The sequence below is a fragment of the Mammaliicoccus sp. H-M34 genome, from assembly GCF_022386495.1.
Taxonomy (GTDB): domain Bacteria; phylum Bacillota; class Bacilli; order Staphylococcales; family Staphylococcaceae; genus Mammaliicoccus; species Mammaliicoccus fleurettii.
The window spans coordinates 1-18,726 of sequence record NZ_JAJNIK010000015.1 but is presented as its reverse complement, the minus strand read 5'-3'; the positions used below and the strand labels follow the sequence as shown (position 1 = coordinate 18,726).

Sequence of the window (18,726 nt, the reverse complement as noted above, 5' to 3'; positions counted from 1 at the left end):
GTGCGATTCGGACTAAATCGAGTCAAAACGCACGAAGACTGTTGAGATATCGTGCGATTCAGGCAAAATTGAGCTAAAACGCACGAAGACTTCAAGCTCATTAAGCACATTTATACTAATTATAAAAGAATAACACCATATTTCTTGAGGCTGGGACAAATTAATTGTCCCAGCCTTTCAATGTTCGGTGTTGATTTTGAGGCTATCTTAGATTAACTATCTAATTAATCTTCAACTTGGTCGATCTCTTAGATTAACTGCTGACTTAATCTACAACTTGGTCAATCTCTTCGATTAACTCCCGACTTAATCTACAACTAGGTCGAATTCTTAGATTAACTTCCGACTTAATCTACAACTTGGCTGATTTCTTAGATTAACTGCTGATTTAATCTACAACTCGGCCGAACTCTTAGACTAACTTCCGACTTAATCTACAACATGGTCGAACTCTTCGATTAACTCCTAACTTAATCTACAATTTGGTCAAACTCTTCGATTAACTGCTGACTTAATCTACAACTCATCTAATTTTTTCAAAAATTGACGTAATTTCAATAGACTATATCTCATCTCTTAGATTAACTCCGACTTAATATACAACTTGGCCGATCTCTTAGATTAACTGCTGACTTAATCTACAACTCGGCCCAACTCTTAGATTAACGCCTGACTTAATCTACAACTCGGCTGAACTCTTCGATTAACTTCCGACTTAATCTACAACTCACCTCATTTTTTCAAAAAAACTTATTTATGTTCCACTTTCTTTGATTTTTAAATATTTTATATGAATATTATTATTAAGAGCTAACTTACTTAACAAATTCTACATTTCTACAGGGTTTTCGAGTATAATTAAGTGTTCTGAATATTATAGTTTTTAATATATAAATGATATAATTGCTTATAAGGTTAGATAGAAAGATATTTAAATGTGTACATTGTAATAATGGTATATAGGGAATAAATAAACATAGAATATTAGACATCATGGTCATATGCTTGATGTGAAAGGTAGATAAGGGAGAGATATTTATGGCAAATGTAAGAAAAGCAACGATAGAAGATTATTCTGGAATTAAAAATGTAGCATCTAAAGCTTGGTATGATACGTATACCAATATTTATACGGCTAGCACGGTGACGGCATTTTTAAATGCATCTTATTCTAAAGAGATGCTTCAGAAACGTATTAATGATTCTGATTTCTTTGTTGCAGAAGATGAAGAAAAGATTGTTGGTTTTGCGAACTTTATTAAAGGAACTGAGCTATATCTTTCTTCTCATTATGTTCTACCTGAAGCACAACGCGATGGTTATGGTAAAGCATTACTTTATGCTGGTCTAGACCAATATAAAGGTTTATACAAAGAAGTATATCTAGAAGTTGATGGTAAGAACGACATTGGTATTGCCTTTTATAAGAAAGAAGGTTTTGAAGTAATTCGTAAGTATGAAGAGTTATTGTTTGGAGATACAATGAGCACTACACTTATGAAAAAAACTTTTTAGGAGGTCGTTTGTAATGGAACAATCACTTAATAAATGGGTTTCTCAATTTTATGAAGCTTATGAAAATAAAAAAATTATTCCAAATGGTATTTTGCCTTCGAATATTACTGAACATGCAGCTTATGATATTCAAGAAGGTGTCTTGCAACGTAAGGAAGAAACAGAAGTTCATAAAGGATATAAAATTAGTTTAACGAGCCAAGAAACAAGAGATATCTTTTCTTCAACGACACCTTTATACGGTGCGATGGGTGAAACGACTATTTTTGGTCCACGTATTTATTTAAATGATTTAAACGAACCTTTAGCAGAGTTGGAATTGGTCTTTATTGTTCAAGAAGAATTGACTGAAGAAGATAGTTTAGAAGATATTATGCTTAAGTGCCTTATTGCACCAGGAGTCGAAATACCAGATTCTCGATTTAGCAATTGGTTTCCTAATTTAACAGTTAACGAGATTATTGCAGATAGTGCAGTAAGTGGAGGCGTCATTTATGGTGAGCCTAAGCAATTAACATACGAAGACATTGATAACATAAAAGGGACTTTATCATTAGATGGTAAAGAGCTTGCATCTGGATATAGTACAGAAGTAGAAGGTCATCCAGCTAAGGCTGTTAAGTGGCTCATTTCTAATATTAAGGAATATAATCGCTCTTTAACACCTGGTATGTTTGTCTCAAGTGGAACGTTTATTTTGCCTAAAACACTTACTAAAGGTGCGTATAAAGCAACTTATGAACATGTTGGTGAAATCGAATTTACAGTAGAGTAAAGTTGAGAAATGGAGGGAACAAAGTGACAGAAGAAGCTTATGGAACGAAAAAGCTACCTGAAGAGAAAGTTTTCAAAGATCCTGTTCATCGTTATATACATGTTAGTGATCAATTAATTTGGGATCTTATTAAAACAAAAGAATTTCAACGCCTAAGAAGAATCAAACAACTCGGAACATTATATTTATCCTTCCATACAGCTGAGCATAGTCGCTTTGGCCATTCTTTAGGTGTTTACGAAATCGTAAGACGAATGGTGGATGAAGTGTTTGATGGAAGAGCACCTTGGGATAATAAAGATAGACCACTTGCATTATGTGCTGCTTTATTACATGACTTAGGTCACGGCCCATTTTCTCATTGTTTCGAAAAGATATTTTTAACTGATCATGAAGCATTTACACAGTTAATAATTAAAGGTGATACAGAAGTTAACGAAGTGTTGAGAAGAGTGTCGCCTAATTTCCCAACTGAAGTAGCTGAAGTTATAAATAAAACACATGACAATAAGTTAGTGATTTCCATGATTTCTTCTCAAATAGATGCAGACAGAATGGATTATTTACAAAGGGATGCTTATTTCACAGGTGTTAGCTACGGACAATTTGATATGGAGCGTGTATTACGTTTAATGCGCCCTTCAAAAGATGAAGTACTTATTAAAGAAAGTGGTATGCATGCTGTTGAAAATTTCTTGATGAGTCGTTATCAAATGTACTGGCAAATATATTTTCATCCAGTAAGCCGTGGTGGAGAAGTATTGCTTAATAGATGTTTCAAACGTGCTAAAGTACTTTATGATCAAGGTTATTCATTTAAAGAAGCGCCTAAATATTTAATTCCATTCTTTGAAGGTGAAGTTTCTATTGAAGACTATATACGATTAGATGAGACAGTCGTAATGTATTATTTAGAAGAATGGACTGAAGAAGCAGATCAAATTTTGAGTGATTTAAGTAAACGATTTGTGAATCGTGATTTATTTAAATATTTACCATTTGATGGATCAATTATTACGATTGGTGAATTGACAGACCTATTTGAAAAGGGTGGGATTGACCCAGAGTATTATTTTGTGTGTGATTCATTTTCTGACTTACCATACGACTATGATCGTCCTGGATCAAATCGACAACCGATACATTTATTACAAAAGTCAGGGCACATTAAAGAGATTAGTAGTCAATCAGTCATTATTCACAGTATTACAGGAATTAAACGACTTGATTATAAATTGTATTATCCAAAAGAATTGATATTAGAAATGGAAGATGAAAATATTAAAGGTGATATCATTAATTTATTAAATGAACTCGTATAGATTACAAACTTGAATGTCTATCTAATACTCTAGTATGATGTAAGCAAGAATTAAATGAGGTGAAACAATTGGCTGAAAAAAAAGGATTTCAATTTAACATAATAAAAAATGATCCATTAGATGGACATAAAGGCACAAATATTGGTTCAATCAGTTTAGATAACGTTGCACCTGTGTTCGTTGATGTAGCAGAGCAAAGTGCTTTTATAGATGTTGGCGCAATGCACGCAAGAGCAGAAGTGGAAAAGCGTGTAAAATGGGTTAAAGATATAGAAGAAGTTAAAGGTGAAGAAGCTAAAGAATATTGGCTTTGTTGGGTTACAACAGAACGTGGTGAACAAGGACCCTATTATGCAGGATTAACGGGTTGTTATTTAATGGTTAACAAACCTAAAAAGCGTGGATATAAAAGTATGCCAGAGCATGTTAATATGATGGATAAATCTATGAAGCATCATATTAAAATTGACCAAATTGGTGATGGAAATAGAATCGTACTTAAAAATTTCCTTAAAGAGCATAGTGAAGAAATGTGGAATAATAGTAGTGAGGAATTAAAATCATCACTTGATACGGATTAAATATGTCAATTTTGTGACTTAATTGTGAAATATAACAATTCAAGTAAATTGCTATTGTCTTTTCACAATTTCATAAGTAAAATAGTTGATAGCTACTATAGCTAGGACACTAAAAAAAGCAGGCGCTTTTAGCCCTGCTTTTTTTAATTTTATTTGTCAAATATGCTATAATGATATACGTTCTTAAACGATGAGGTGGCCAACTATGGAAGAAAATATTAACATTAATATTAAACAAGTTGTGAAACAAAATGGCGATAAATCAACGTTTCAAACAAATACATCCGGTACATATCATAGAAGAAATAGTGATATTATTAGATATGAAGAAACGATTGATAACCAAATAGTAAAAAATATGCTTAAAATAGATGATGATGGTGTGAAAATTCACCGTACTGGTACAGTTAAAACAGTGTTTCACTTTGTCGAAGGACATGAAACAATTAGTTATTATGATACTGAAGCTGGACGTATGACAATGACTGTCAAAACACTATCAATTAAACATTATATAGATGATAATAAGGGTAAACTCAGGATACATTATCAATTAAGTGACCACACAGGATTACTCGGGACATATCAATTTCAAATTAATTTTAAGGAGATAAATGAATGAATATTATTAACCAAGTTAAAGAAACGTTAATTGAAGAAATCAAAGCAAGCATATTAAAAGCCGAACTTGTTGAATCAGTTCCAGAAATTAAAATAGAATCACCTAAAGATCCTGCAAATGGAGATTACTCTTCTAACATCGCAATGGTATTAACTAAGCTTGCACGTAAAAATCCTCGTGAAATAGCGAACCAAATCGTGGATAACTTAGATACGACTAAAGCAAATGTTAAGAAAGTTGATATTGCTGGCCCAGGTTTTATTAATTTTTATTTAGATCAACAATATTTAACTGATATTATCAAATCAGCACTAACTAAAGGTGAAGCATTTGGTAAATCAGAAGAACGTAAGAATGAAAGTATCATAGTAGAATACGTTTCAGCAAATCCAACTGGAGATTTACATATTGGACATGCAAGAAATGCTGCTGTTGGTGATACATTATCAAACGTCTTAAATGCTGCTGGTTATGATGTGACACGTGAATATTATATAAACGATGCAGGTAAACAAATTGAGAATTTAGCTCATTCAATAGAAGCGCGATATAACCAAGCTTTAGGACAAGATACTGAATTACCTGAAGATGGTTATTACGGAAAAGATATCATCGCAATTGGTAAAGATTTGGCTGAAAAGCAACCTGAAATTAAAGATCAACCAGAAGATGTTCGTATTAAAACTTTCCGTCAACTTGGTTTAGATTATGAAATGGTTAAATTAAAACAAGATTTAGCTGATTTTAATATTCATTTTGATAATTGGTTTAGTGAAACTTCTTTATATGAAACAAACAAAATTACAGCAGTATTAAATAAAATGACTGAGCTAGGTTTCACATATGAACAAGATGGTGCAACTTGGTTAAAAACGACTGAATTTGGTGATGATAAAGACCGCGTACTGATTAAACAAGATGGTACGTACACTTATTTCTTACCAGATATTGCGTATCACTATGATAAAGTTGAACGTGGTTATGACAAACTGATCAACTTATTTGGTGCAGATCATCACGGATATATTAATCGTTTAAAAGCTTCTTTAGAAACATTCGGAGTAGACTCAAAACGTCTTGAAATACAAATTATGCAAATGGTAAGATTGTTACAAGATGGTGTTGAAGTGAAGATGAGTAAACGTACTGGAAATGCCATCACATTACGAGACATAATGGATGAAGTGGGTATTGATGCAGCGCGTTACTTCTTAACAATGCGTAGTCCAGATACACACTTTGATTTTGATATGGAACTTGCGAAGAAAGAATCACAAGATAATCCAGTTTATTATGCACAATATGCACATGCTCGTATATCTTCAATTATTCGTCAAGCTAATGAAAAAGGTATAACGATTGATCAAAATGTTGATTTATCATCAATTACACATGAAAAAGCTTATGATTTATTGAAGAAAATTGCTGAATTTGAACCTACGATTGTCTCTGCTGCAGAATCTCGCAGTCCACATCGTATCACGAACTATATTCAAGATTTAGCTGCACAATTCCATAAATTCTATAATGCAGAAAAAGTATTAACTGATGATTTAGATAAGACGAAAGCACATTTAGCTTTAATTGAAGCAGCACGTATTACATTGCGTAATGCTTTAGCTTTAATTGGCGTTTCAGCTCCAGAATCTATGTAATTAAATAAAATGTTTTAATTGAGGTGCAGCTCAATCTTATTTGAGCTGTGCCTTTTTGTGTACCATTTTTTAATAAACATGCTGAGGAGAGAAGTTATGAAAAGACTGAATGTAATTTATTTAATTTTAGCGGCTTTGATTGTGCTATCAGGTTGCCAAAGTGGGAATTCTGATAGTAATAAAGAAACGAAGCAAGAATCAACGGATAAGAAAGAATATAAGCGTATCGTGTCGTTGATTCCAAGCAACACAGAGATATTATATGAATTAGGACTTGGGGATAAAGTAGTTGGGGTATCAACAGTCGATGATTATCCTAAAGATGTTAAAAATAAAAAGAAATTCGATGCTTTTAAATTGGATACAGAAGCTTTAATAAAAGCAAAACCTGATTTAATTTTAGCGCATGAATCTAATCAATCTACTCAAGAAAAAGATTTGAAAAAATTGAGTGATGCAGGTGTTAAAGTGGTTTATATTGATGATGCAAATTCAATTAATGAAATGTATGAAACGTTTAAACAAGTTGGTAAAGTTACAGGTAAAGAACGAGAAGCTAATCAACTCGTTCGTAAAGTTAAAAGTGAAATAAACAATGTTATTAAAGAAGTCCCTAAAGAACAACAAGGTAAAAAGGTCTTTATGGAAATATCTTCACAGCCAGATATTTATACTTCAGGATCGAATACTTTTTATGATGATATGTTAAATTCTATAAAAGCAGAAAACATTTATCATGACCAAGAAGGATGGATAAAAACAGATAAAGAAAGCATCTTAAAAAGGAATCCGGATGTGATGATTACGACAAGCGGACAAAATGAAGATGAATATCAGAAATTAAATAACAATAGAGATGGCTTTGAGCAAGTTAAGGCTGTTAAAGAGAAACATGTTCATGCTTTAAATGCAGATATGATTTCAAGACCAGGTCCTAGACTTGCTAAAGGGTTAAAAGAACTTTCAGATAAAGTTTATGACTAAAAATATAAAAATCTATAAACTGCTTACATTATGGTTTCTCGTTCTATTGTTAGCTATTGTTATTTCATTGTTTGTTGGATCAACCGGTATAACATGGAAATTTGAAAATCAACTAGATTGGACAATATTTTATAAGCTAAGAGTACCTAGAACTTTGTTAGCATTAATTGCTGGTATGGGACTTGTATTAAGTGGTCAAGTATACCAAACGATATTAAATAATCCATTGGCAGATAGTTTTACATTAGGTTTAGCAAGCGGTGCAACATTTGGTAGTGCATTAGCTGTATTCTTAGGTGTTTCGATATGGTTTGTACCATTATTTTCTATATTTTTTAGTTTGTTAACACTCATTATAGTTGTATTAATTACAGAAACGATGGTTAAGACATTTCACGTAGCGACTATGATCTTATCTGGTATATTTATTGGAGCATTTTTCAGTTCGGCACTTTATATACTATTGTTACTTAAGCCAAATAAAGTGAATAGTATGGTCTCTTATATGTTCGGAAGTGTTTCGTCGGCTGAGACAATAACTGTAGAAATTACAGGAGGCGTTACACTCATTTGTATTATATTTTTATTTGCAATGAGTCATTTTATTAAAATCATTCAATTAGGTGATGACAAAGCGATAACACTTGGTGTCAATGTTCGAGTAGTTTCATGGTGTTGTTTATTAATAGCAGCAATTATGACGGCGGTCATTATTAGCTTTACAGGTATTATTGGATTTATAGGTATGATTGTTCCTCAAGTAGTTCGTAGAGTTTATAAAGTATCTGTCCGTATTCAAATGATATTAAATCTACTAATAGGTGGGTCTTTATTACTTATTGCAGATACAGTTGGAAGAGTGATTATAAGCCCGATACAAATACCTGTTGGAATTGTCTTATCAATCATCGCAATTCCAATCATGATGTACTTAATGATTACTGAACAACGAAAAAAAGAAAAAGGTTAAACTCGCACTTCTAATATAAACTTAAATTAGAGTTACTGCACCAGTCCTTTAGAGCTGTATACAAAGGATTGGTGTTTTCTATTGAAGAATTGTATTGCTTTCTTTATGGAATAGTTTAAAATGTTTCTATGAAAGGGATGATGACATGTGTTCGTGTGATATTCAAGCGATTATTTTTGATTTGGAAGATACGCTTGTTGATCGTGAGAAATCACGAATGAAATTTTTGGAAGAACAATTTGAACGATTTCATGAATTGATGGTTACAGTCCAAAGACGTGATTTTGAAAAGGTATATTTAACATTGAATCCCTATGGGTTAGAAGATATTGAATGGGTATATCAAGAATTAGTTAAAAAATTAAATATAGAAAGAATTTCTTGGAAAACGTTTTATAATGATTATAAGATGCATCATTATAGATATCATTTTCCTTTTCATGATACATTGTTTGTTTTAGAAAAATTAAGAAACATGGGTTATAAGTTAGGTGTAGTGACGAACGGTAAAAGCGAAGATATTACACATGTTATGAATGCAATTGGGATATATCCATATATACATTATGTTTCAACGTCTGATGAAGTTGGCGTTAGAAAGCCAGATCCTGTAATATTTGAAGATATTATGAAGCATCTAGGTGTTACTGCCAAGAATGCTATTTACGTTGGCGATTGTCCTTTAAATGATATTGCTGCAGCCCACGCCATGGGTATGATTACTGTATGGATGGCTAATTCTGTATTAGGTACACCTGAAGAGCATGAATTAGATTATACGATTGAAAGTTTAAGCGATTTAATAGAAGTTTGTACAAAAATCGAAAGAGGTGATGCATGATGAAATTATTTTTAACTAAAGAAAATGTTGCGATTCATTATAAAACGAAAGGTAATGGATATCCTGTTATTTTATTGCATGGTGTATTTCAAGATATGGAAGTATTTACACCGATCATTAAAAAATTGAGCAAACAATACCAAGTGATTTCCATTGATTTAAGAGGTCATGGACTAAGTGATACCCTTAGTGATAGTCGAGTAGATGATTATATTTCAGATATACAGCAATTGCTTAAAGCATTATTTATTGATTCTGCTTATGTAATTGGTTTAGAACTTGGAGCTACTATTGCAACAGGTTTAACATACAAAAATCCTAGTCTTATAAATGGTATGGTATTGATCAATCCAACCGATAATCATACGACATTTCCAGATAATCGTATTTACGATAGACATGCTGACGAAATCAGAACAATGACTGAACAAGAGAGAGAAAAATATTTATTAAGATTTAGATATAAAAATATAAAACAAGCTAAAAAGTTTGTTAAATCTCACATGCCATCTAATGATTTACAAACAATGGAAGAAGAAATTGCGATTAAGCGTTCGTTTAAAGATTTTGACATTGTTTCATTATTACCAGAGATTAAAGTAAGGACACTTATTATATCTGGATTGTATGATGGAAAGATATTATATAGTGAAGGTAAACGAGTTGCTGAACTATTACCTAATGCTGAATTTAAGCTATTTGAAGATTCAGGAGAGCTACCTTTTGTAGAAGAAAATGAAAAGTTTATAAAAGTACTTAATGAATTTTTAGATTAAATTACGGCATGTTAATGTATTTGTTACATGTTTGTAACAAAAGTGGTCATTTTGTAATGTGTGTGTTATAATATACTCAGTTAAATGCATAGCATATAAGTCATAGACTGAAGGAGAACCTCATATGAAAAAATGTCTCTTAATTATAGCGATGGTCCTTATGGTATTACCATTTTCAACTTTTGCTGAGGCAAATGCTGCAACTGATAAACAATTAAATATTAATGATGATAATGTACAATCTTATAAAGACGGTACGGTTGCAATTGAAGGTATTAAAATTGGAGATAAAATTTCTAAAATTAAATCAAAGTATCCTAACGTAATGTTTTCATACTCTGATGATAGTAATGGCAGAGAGAATTATTATGAATTTGATAGTGCAAATGGGCATATGATTATTACTGCAAAAGCACACGGTGGTAAAGAAACTGTGAAACGAATTACAATGATTTACGACGATTTAACAAATGTGAATCTGAAATCACTTGTTTCAGTTTTAGGTGACAATACGACTAAACGTGTACAAAATAATCAATATACTGGTGGTTATGCATACGTGAATAACAATCAAGCACACTTCCAACTTTCAAAAGCAACACCAAAAAGTAAACAATTTAAAGTATATCGTATTGATTTAGGTAAATACTAAATAAATGATGTATATAATCCCCTGTTATGTAATAACATATTGCATAATGGGGGATTAATTTATACAATATTAGAATGAAGGTGGTGTATATATGCGTCCAAACAATGAAGTATTGCTGGAAAATGTGAACGACTATTTACAACATGTCGGAATTTTACCTAAACAAATTGATAAAGTGCAGCATTCATTAAAGAAAGATATGAAAAAGTCTGATGAGAAAGACATTGACTATGCTGAATATAGACATAAATCACATGCGGAAATTCTTCAAATTGTAGAACGAAATATCGTGATAGTGAACTATAATCCTATTCTTTTCTATATACTTAACTTCTTATTAATGGCATATTTATTTGATAAAAAATTAATTCCATTTAGTGCTGTAACGGGATTATATATATTCTATTTTGTAGTTATCCTTTCAATTTCACTTGTTATATATATAATCATTAAGAAACACAGTTATTTATATCCTAATCAAAAGCTCATGATGACGAATATACTGCTATTTAGTATTGGTATTATTTTATGCATTTTAAAAATATTCGGCTTATCATTAGGCATGTATGTTATACCAATAGCTGTCTTTCAAGCTATTTTTGTGGTTGGCGTTCTTCTTGTTGTGGTGTCATTATTTTTGAAGAAGCTTGAAATGGCTGCAATGGGTTTAGCAGTAATACAGAAAACAATCGCCTCAATAACTACTAATGAAATGACAATCATGATTACAACATTTGGTAGTTGGTTGATTATTTTATTTATAATCTTATATTTTGTAATGATATATTCAACAAGAAAATATGTATAATAAAAATGCAGAAAATGATTAGTCGACCACAATCATTTTCTGTATTTTTGTTTATGGTGTTAAATTAAAATTATAAGTGTGAAAAATTGTAAAAGGGGTATATTATTACTGTAAAGTAGGGAGGTACAGAATATGGGAGAATTAATAGCAAGGGATGGGACTCATATAGTATATGAGAAGCACGGTAACGGTAAACCACTCATTATGTTACATGCATTAAGTATGAATTTAGCTACATTTCATTCAACGGTACAACTTCTGAAAGATCAATATACAACTTATACAATGGATTCTAGAGGGCATGGTAAATCTGAAAAGCCACAATCATTTTCTATACAAAATCATATCGATGATATTATAGATTTAATGGATTCTGAGGGAATTGAATCAGCTTATATTTTGGGGCATGATATGGGTGGCGTTATAGCACAAGAATTCGCTAATCAACATCCAGAAAAAGTTGAAAAGTTAGTAATTGTTTCTTCAATATCTAATCAAGGTAAACAACCATTTATTAAATTAATCGCTAAACATAGAGATATAGTAGCAGGATTTAGCAAAGAAGAAGCGATGTTAATTCTGTTTAATGAAATATTTCATGATACGAACTCAACATTTAAATGGTATCAAGAAGTGAAAAAATATTATCGCATGTCGGCTGAAGAAGATGCAATATCAGTTAGGTCTATAAATGGAATCAATATAAAAGTAGATAATATAAACATACCTACACTTATTGTGAAAGGTAAATACGATCCGTTTGATATAGATAATGGAACTGAAAATATTAAAAGTGCACAAATAGAAATATTTGAACATTCAGGTCACGCACCATTTATCGAGGAAAGCAAAAAATTCAAAAAAGTTGTTTCTAAATTTTTGAATCAAAACGTAAGAGATAAGCAAGTAATATAAACAGATTAAGAGCTGAGACAATTAATTTGTCCCAGCCCTTAATCTGTTTTGTTTATATATTAATCGTTTATTTCAGTCTTTGCGATTTCTTTATCAATTTTTTCAAGAACTTCTGATATAGATTTGCGTTGCTTTTTATTAACTAAAATTAAAACTGTACGTTCATCGTATTCATTTCTTCTTTTAGTAAAGTAATCGTGTTGTGATAGGTTTTTAACAGCTTTTACAATTTGTGGCTGTTTGTAATTTAATTTATTAATGATTTTTTTCAAATGATATTCTTCTTCATCTGTTTCATTAATGTAAGTTAAAACTGCGAATTCTTCAAAGCTAAGTGAAAAATCCTTCTTAATGATAGATTTTAGTTTGTCCACATAAGTAACAAGTGATAATAAATCTGAACAATTTTCTATTTTAGAAATTGTCATTTTGAATCCCCCTAGATAGTGAGTATTTTGCTCCAATGATTGAAATAATACAATATAGCGTGAATGCTTGTCTAATCAATTTGAAAGCGTTTTTAATTTTTAAATTCATAATTTCTGTTTATCAATTATTTACTTATTTTAGCCTAAATATAAGTGTATGTAAACTAATAAGAGTAGGATTTAATTAAATAATAATATAAATAATATAATTGTCACAAACGAAAGGGACATATAATATAATCCTAAAAAATTTAAGTGTAAGATTATTATTAATTCTACTAATAAAATAAATCGGAAATTACGAAATATTCTAATATTAAATGAGAATATTATATATTTGAATCATGTAAAAAGCCGTATTTAAAAATACGGCTTTTTAAAACTTTATTTTTTAATAGAAGTGTATTGAATAATTACTTCTTCAATAATATTTGAATCTAGTTCTGCATATTTGTTTAGAAATTCAGCAACACTATGATCATTGATATAGTTGTTTTTTTCAACAGTTTCTTTATCATTATCATCTTGATATTCAAGCAAGTAACATAATGCTTTTACGAGTTCTGAATGTTTTTGATTTGTTTTTGATAAAGCTACTAAAGGTTTTACGATACGATCATTTGGTCCAACTTTACGTAACACACCACGTCCGACTCTTGTAACATCATCAGATAAGTAGGGGTTATTGAAGCGTCCAATTATTTTTTCAATATAATATGCTTGGTCTTCTTTTGTAAACTCGTCAAAGTTTGCAACGAGGTATTCACCTGTTTCATTTAATACTTCATGTAAACCATCATTAATTTCTTTATCTTGAATCGCTTCAAGGATTGTTTTGTAACCTTTATATTGGCCATAATATGCTAAGTAAGCATGACCAGTGTTCACAGTTAATAATTTTCTTTCGATATAAGGTGTTAAATCATCAACATAATGAACATCTTCAAGTTGAGTACCTTGCCATTTAGAAGCTTCAACAACCCATTCAAAGAAAGGTTCTACTAATACATCTAATGAACCTTCTTTTTGACCTTGAGGTACAATACGGTCTACTGCTGAGTTAGGGAAACTTATATCATCTGATAAAGGTCCTGTAATATCTAATACTGCTTTTTTAAGTTGATCTGTTGCCATGATGGCATTTTCACAAGCTACAATATTTAATGTTTTGCCAGGTTCGCGTTCTTTTAAAAATGGTGCGAAAGATTTAGCGATGATTGGTAAGATATTAACACCTACTGCAGTTGTGATTACATCTGCTTCTAAAATTGCTTCTTTTAATTTATCTGTTTCAGTAATACTATTTATACCTTTAACACCTGATACGGGTTCTTTAGTATTTTCTTTGTTAGCAATGACTACTTGATACGCTTTTTCTTCATTAATTTGATTAATAATATTTTCATTAACATCGACGAATGTCACATCATAGCCATTATCGCTTAATACTTTACCTATAAAACCTCGACCGATATTACCGGCACCAAAGTGAATGGCTTTCATTAAAGTTCAACCTCCTCAAAGATAGCAAGAATTTCTTCTTTAGATTGAGCGTTGATGACACGTTCTACATTTTCTTCTTCACTAAATACAATCGCGATTTGTGAAAGAATATCTAAATGTTCACCGTCTTTACCAGCTATACCAACGACAACTTTAGTTTCGTTTCCATCCCAATCAACACCATTTGGAATATGAAGTAATACGAGACCTGATTTTAATACTTCTGTTTTTGCTTCATCTGTACCATGTGGAATTGCTAAGAAATTACCCATGTAAGTTGTAACAATTTGTTCGCGTTCTTTCATAGCAGTGATATATTTTTCAGTTACTGCACCGTCTTCAACTAAAGCTTGTCCAGCTTTTTCGATAGCTTCTTCTTGTGAGTTTACTGATAAGTTCATAAAAATGTTTTGTGGATTAAATAAGTTTGTCATGTTAAATCACTCCGTTTTCGTTAATTTTTGTTTTAATTTATTTAAGAAAAATGATTTGAGTGTATTTTCTATTAGCACTCTATCATTTAACAACTGATCAATATCATCCAGATGCTCAGTAATTAAGGATGATACTTCACTCATAAATGGACCTTGTTCTGAATTTTTCGGTATGAACATACTTACGAGCCAATTTACTTCTTGTTCTTCATTCTCTATCGTTCTAAGCATTAAAGGTTTAGTTAATTCAGTTATAATCAGCTGTGGTTTTTTAATAAGTTCATCTGATAAATGAGGTATAGCAACTGGATAACCTGTTAATGCAAAGCCTTGTAGTTCTATTCTTTTACTAAGTTTTTCGTTGAAACTATGCGTGTCATCAATAATGTGATTTTTAGATAACGTTTGAACTAAATAGCGATTGAGCTGTGTTACTTTCTTCTTTTCAACTATCATATTTTGAATTAATGATAAGCTTTCTTCTATAAAAGAAACGGTATGATCATAATCTTCATATGATATTGGCTGTTCTTTAGACTGATTGTCTTGTTGCCTTTGAACAATTGAATGTTGTAATTTCAAGAAATATTTAACATTTTCAGCGTCTTGTTCCGGTAATAATGGGTTCACTGTAATGTGTGGATATTTAGTATCAACTGCAACTGTAGAAATCATGCCATCATACATCGAGAAATCAATCGATTTTAAACTACTGACGGATACTTCGGTTGTTTGCGTAATTTCAGAAAAATGTTGTTTCAGACGATTGGATAGGATACGACTTGTACCAATGCCACTACTACAAACTACTAATACATGTAATGAACGACTTTGTTTGGCTTTTAACATACCACCAAAGTGAAGTGCGATATAGGCTACTTCGCTTTTTGGAAAATGATAATTACTGAATACAATCTTTAAACCTGACGAAACAGCTTCGAATAATGCTTTATCATATGTTTCGATCATTTCAGTAAGCGGATTGTATGTTTCAATATTTGCTTCCAATCTGTTAATAGCGGGTTCTAAATGTAAATTTAGACCTTTAAATAATGACTCTTCATCTTTGAAAGAAAATCCTTCGCTTTTTACAAAATCAATGAGTTCCGTTACACGTTGTTCATGCGTTTCGGTGCTCTCATATGATGTTGCTTCATGACGTCGTCTTGCACCTCTTAAATGCATTGTGATAAATGCTATTTCCGAATGATTAAATGTGACATCATAAATGTTACTTAACACATTAGTCAGTCTTTCTGATACTTTGAATTCATCTGTTGAAATCAATTCGTTTAAAATATCATCTTCAATATCTACATGACCATCTTGCTTAATACGTTCAATTGCTAATACAATATGAATCGTTAAAGTTAAATAACTAGCTTCTGTTAATGTATAGGGCAGTGTACCAAGCTCGTCCATTAACAACCGTTCAACATTAAATAATCTATCGATATCAACGATACCTTGTAAATGTGTCTCATTTAATGTGTGATATACAAAATGATCTTCAACAACAGAATAGACGCTATCTCCGTCTAACTTTTCTAACATAAATCTAGCTAATAGCTGTCTTTTATTTACTTCTTCACCATTTAAAATTAATCCCTCACCGCGCCTTCGTTCTAACGATAGTTCAAAGGTTTCTAACTCAGGTTCTAACTGCTCAATGATCTTATTCAGTGTGTGTGTTGATGCACCAATTTCATTAGCTAAGCTGTATAATTTTACTGGGTCTTTAGATTGGATCAAATTGTATAAAATAATCACTTTTCGCTCTTCATCAGATAAATCAATCGTATGTTGTTCATTTAATGATTGAACGAAAGTATCAATATTTTGTGGTTCACCTTCAATGCGGAGTCCTAATTTAGGCACTCTTGTTAAGGAAAGGTGATATTTATTGAGTGTATCTTCAACACTTTTCATTTCTCTATGCACGGTTCTAGACGAAATACCTAAGGCTTGAGCAATGTCATGAATCGTTAAAAAAGAGTGAAGACGCTCAGATAGTAATTTGAGAATGCTTTTTTCTCGGTTACTTATCATCATCGACCTTCACTCCTTTGTTTAGAATTATTTTTTCAATTCGCTAATTAACTCTTCATATCTTGGTGAATTTAAGAAGTTATCTACTGAAATATGAATCGCTTTTGGATTCTTTTTAATAGCTCTATCTGTTAATGTTTTTTGAGTAATTACGACATCTGCATCATCTGGTAATTGGTTGATAGCAGTGTTTGTTACTTCAATATTTGTTAATTCAGCTTTTTTGAATTTATTTCGTAACATGCCGGCACCCATTGCACTTGAACCCATACCAGCATCACAAGCGAAAATAACTTTTTGAACATTTGAGAAATCATGTGCGTTTACATTTTCAGTGTCATACTCATCTAATAATCCATCTGATTCATCTTTTTCTTCAGCATCATCTGAAGTTTCTTTTTCTTCTTTATCAGCACCAGTTAAAGCACCACTTACAGAAGATTTTTTACCTTTACGAGCTTCCATGTCAGCAGTTGCTGATTCAAGGTCACTTTCAGGATCTTTAGTTACTTTCAATATGATAGATGCTACTAAGAATGAAACTAAAGTTGCTAGGAAGATGCCTAGTAACATGACTAAATAACTACCTTTAGGCGTTATTGCGAAGTAGGCTAAAATTGAACCTGGTGATGCAGGACCTGTTGTACCAAAGTCGAATATGCTGAATGTAGCTACACCAGTCATGCCACCTAAAATAACGGCAATTAATAATAAAGGACGCATTAATACATATGGGAAGTAAATTTCATGAATACCACCTAAGAAATGGATGATACCAGCACCATATGATGTTGCTTTTGCTGTACCTTTACCGAATACCATATACGCTAATAAAATACCTAGACCTGGTCCAGGGTTAGACTCTAATGTATATAATATAGATTTACCAGCTTGAGTAACTTGTTCAGATGCAAGCGGAGTTAATACCCCATGGTTAATTGCATTGTTCAAGAATACAGTTTTTGCTGGTTCAATAATAATACTTACTAGTGGTAATAAATGATGAGAAACTAAGAAATCAACACCCATACCAAGAAGTTTCATTAATCCTTCAACCAATGGTGCCAAACCTTTGAAACCAATGATTGCCATGATGAATGCTAGAATACCAGCTGAGAAGTTGTTGAATAACATCTCAAAACCTTGTGGCGTTCTAGGAACTAAGAACTCATCCACTTTTTTCATTAACCAACCAAGAAGTGGACCCATAATCATTGCACCAATTAACATCGGTGTATCAGGGAATGCTGCGATAACCCCCATAGTAGCAGTAGCACCAACGACCCCACCACGTAAACCATGAACTAAACGACCACCACTAAATGCAATTAATAATGGAATTAAATATTTGATCATTGGGTCTACCATAGTAGAAAGTTCTTCATTAGGTAACCAACCATCTTCAATAAACAGTGCTGTAATTAGCCCCCAAGCAATAAAAGCACCAATGTTCGGCATAATCATACTACTTAAAAATGAACCAAAAGCTTGAACCTTAGGACCAATGCCTTTTTTCTTTTCTGTTTGTTCTGCCATATTTAACACACCTTCCCTTACATAAAAAGTATTTTGTTACTTAATCATACGAAGATGTATACCTATTAACAATGAATAGTAGATGCAACTTTGTCACAAACACTTTGACATGTGTGATTTAAGTGGAGAAAAGTGAACAAATGTTAAACAAAACGCTTTCAATGTAATTATACACTTTTGAAAGGGAGGTTCATAATGTTTTGGAATAAATGTTCAGATGTGAAGATTATTCAGGCCGATAAAATAAAATATCGACCCGAAAACGGAAAATACAGGCCGATAAATAAAATTAGCGGTCTGAAAATGCGAAATACAGGCCGATAAAAATAAATATCGACCCGAAAATGCGAAATACAGGCC

Annotated in this window: 18 protein-coding genes; 13 read left to right on the top strand and 5 right to left on the bottom strand. The window is 31.7% G+C overall.

Annotated elements, in window-relative coordinates; all coding sequences use genetic code 11:
- Positions 1-1,038 precede the first annotated feature (1,038 nt).
- From LQ608_RS12265 to LQ608_RS12205, 13 genes are all read left to right on the top strand, one after another.
- Positions 1,039-1,515 carry a GNAT family N-acetyltransferase gene (locus tag LQ608_RS12265; RefSeq protein WP_239752182.1) on the top strand — a complete coding sequence of 159 codons (477 nt, stop codon included), beginning with the start codon at positions 1,039-1,041 and terminating at the stop codon, positions 1,513-1,515.
- Between the two features lie 13 nt (positions 1,516-1,528).
- Positions 1,529-2,290, top strand: a complete 762-nt coding sequence (locus LQ608_RS12260) for a 2-keto-4-pentenoate hydratase (protein ID WP_239752181.1) — start codon at positions 1,529-1,531, stop codon at positions 2,288-2,290.
- Between the two features lie 23 nt (positions 2,291-2,313).
- Entirely contained in the window at positions 2,314-3,612 is a 1,299-nt protein-coding gene (locus LQ608_RS12255) for an HD domain-containing protein (protein ID WP_239752180.1), read from the top strand.
- 68 nt (positions 3,613-3,680) lie between these two features.
- On the top strand, positions 3,681-4,193 hold the full coding sequence (locus LQ608_RS12250) for a YwhD family protein (protein WP_239752179.1): 513 nt from the start codon (positions 3,681-3,683) through the stop codon (positions 4,191-4,193).
- Between the two features lie 205 nt (positions 4,194-4,398).
- Positions 4,399-4,815: a YwiB family protein gene (locus tag LQ608_RS12245; RefSeq protein WP_078357827.1), complete on the top strand. Its 417-nt coding sequence runs from the start codon at positions 4,399-4,401 to the stop codon at positions 4,813-4,815.
- The gene (gene argS / locus LQ608_RS12240) at positions 4,812-6,470 is read left to right on the top strand and encodes an arginine--tRNA ligase (RefSeq protein ID WP_239752178.1); all 1,659 of its coding nucleotides are present in this window, start codon (positions 4,812-4,814) and stop codon (positions 6,468-6,470) included. Before LQ608_RS12245 ends, argS begins: the two co-directional genes overlap by 4 nt.
- Before the next feature lie 96 nt (positions 6,471-6,566).
- A complete protein-coding gene (locus tag LQ608_RS12235; protein ID WP_239752177.1) occupies positions 6,567-7,454 on the top strand; it encodes an ABC transporter substrate-binding protein in 888 nt (295 codons plus the stop codon).
- Positions 7,447-8,424: a FecCD family ABC transporter permease gene (locus LQ608_RS12230; protein ID WP_239752176.1), complete on the top strand. Its 978-nt coding sequence runs from the start codon at positions 7,447-7,449 to the stop codon at positions 8,422-8,424. The genes LQ608_RS12235 and LQ608_RS12230 overlap by 8 nt, the downstream gene beginning before the upstream one ends.
- Before the next feature lie 94 nt (positions 8,425-8,518).
- Entirely contained in the window at positions 8,519-9,265 is a 747-nt protein-coding gene (locus tag LQ608_RS12225) for an HAD family hydrolase (protein WP_239752175.1), read from the top strand.
- Complete coding sequence (locus tag LQ608_RS12220) at positions 9,262-10,041, top strand: alpha/beta fold hydrolase (RefSeq protein ID WP_239752172.1); 780 nt, start codon at positions 9,262-9,264, stop codon at positions 10,039-10,041. Before LQ608_RS12225 ends, LQ608_RS12220 begins: the two co-directional genes overlap by 4 nt.
- A gap of 124 nt (positions 10,042-10,165) precedes the next feature.
- Positions 10,166-10,693, top strand: coding sequence for an SA0570 family protein (locus LQ608_RS12215; protein ID WP_239752171.1), 528 nt, complete (start codon positions 10,166-10,168; stop codon positions 10,691-10,693).
- A gap of 91 nt (positions 10,694-10,784) precedes the next feature.
- Positions 10,785-11,501 carry a hypothetical protein gene (locus LQ608_RS12210; RefSeq protein WP_239752170.1) on the top strand — a complete coding sequence of 239 codons (717 nt, stop codon included), beginning with the start codon at positions 10,785-10,787 and terminating at the stop codon, positions 11,499-11,501.
- Between the two features lie 132 nt (positions 11,502-11,633).
- Positions 11,634-12,416 carry an alpha/beta fold hydrolase gene (locus LQ608_RS12205; protein ID WP_239752169.1) on the top strand — a complete coding sequence of 261 codons (783 nt, stop codon included), beginning with the start codon at positions 11,634-11,636 and terminating at the stop codon, positions 12,414-12,416.
- A gap of 59 nt (positions 12,417-12,475) precedes the next feature.
- Here LQ608_RS12205 and sarA read toward each other — a convergent pair whose 3' ends face one another.
- The 5 genes from sarA to LQ608_RS12180 form a co-directional block, all read right to left on the bottom strand.
- Positions 12,476-12,844 carry a global transcriptional regulator SarA gene (gene sarA / locus LQ608_RS12200; protein WP_239752168.1) on the bottom strand — a complete coding sequence of 123 codons (369 nt, stop codon included), beginning with the start codon at positions 12,842-12,844 and terminating at the stop codon, positions 12,476-12,478.
- Between the two features lie 384 nt (positions 12,845-13,228).
- The gene (locus LQ608_RS12195; protein WP_239752167.1) at positions 13,229-14,347 is read right to left on the bottom strand and encodes a mannitol-1-phosphate 5-dehydrogenase; all 1,119 of its coding nucleotides are present in this window, start codon (positions 14,345-14,347) and stop codon (positions 13,229-13,231) included.
- A complete protein-coding gene (locus tag LQ608_RS12190; RefSeq protein WP_078357838.1) occupies positions 14,347-14,781 on the bottom strand; it encodes a PTS mannitol transporter subunit IIA in 435 nt (144 codons plus the stop codon). Before LQ608_RS12190 ends, LQ608_RS12195 begins: the two co-directional genes overlap by 1 nt.
- Before the next feature lie 6 nt (positions 14,782-14,787).
- Positions 14,788-16,833, bottom strand: coding sequence for a BglG family transcription antiterminator (locus LQ608_RS12185; protein ID WP_239752166.1), 2,046 nt, complete (start codon positions 16,831-16,833; stop codon positions 14,788-14,790).
- Between the two features lie 24 nt (positions 16,834-16,857).
- Entirely contained in the window at positions 16,858-18,366 is a 1,509-nt protein-coding gene (locus LQ608_RS12180; protein ID WP_239752165.1) for a PTS mannitol transporter subunit IIBC, read from the bottom strand.
- Between the last annotated feature and the right edge of the window lie 360 nt (positions 18,367-18,726).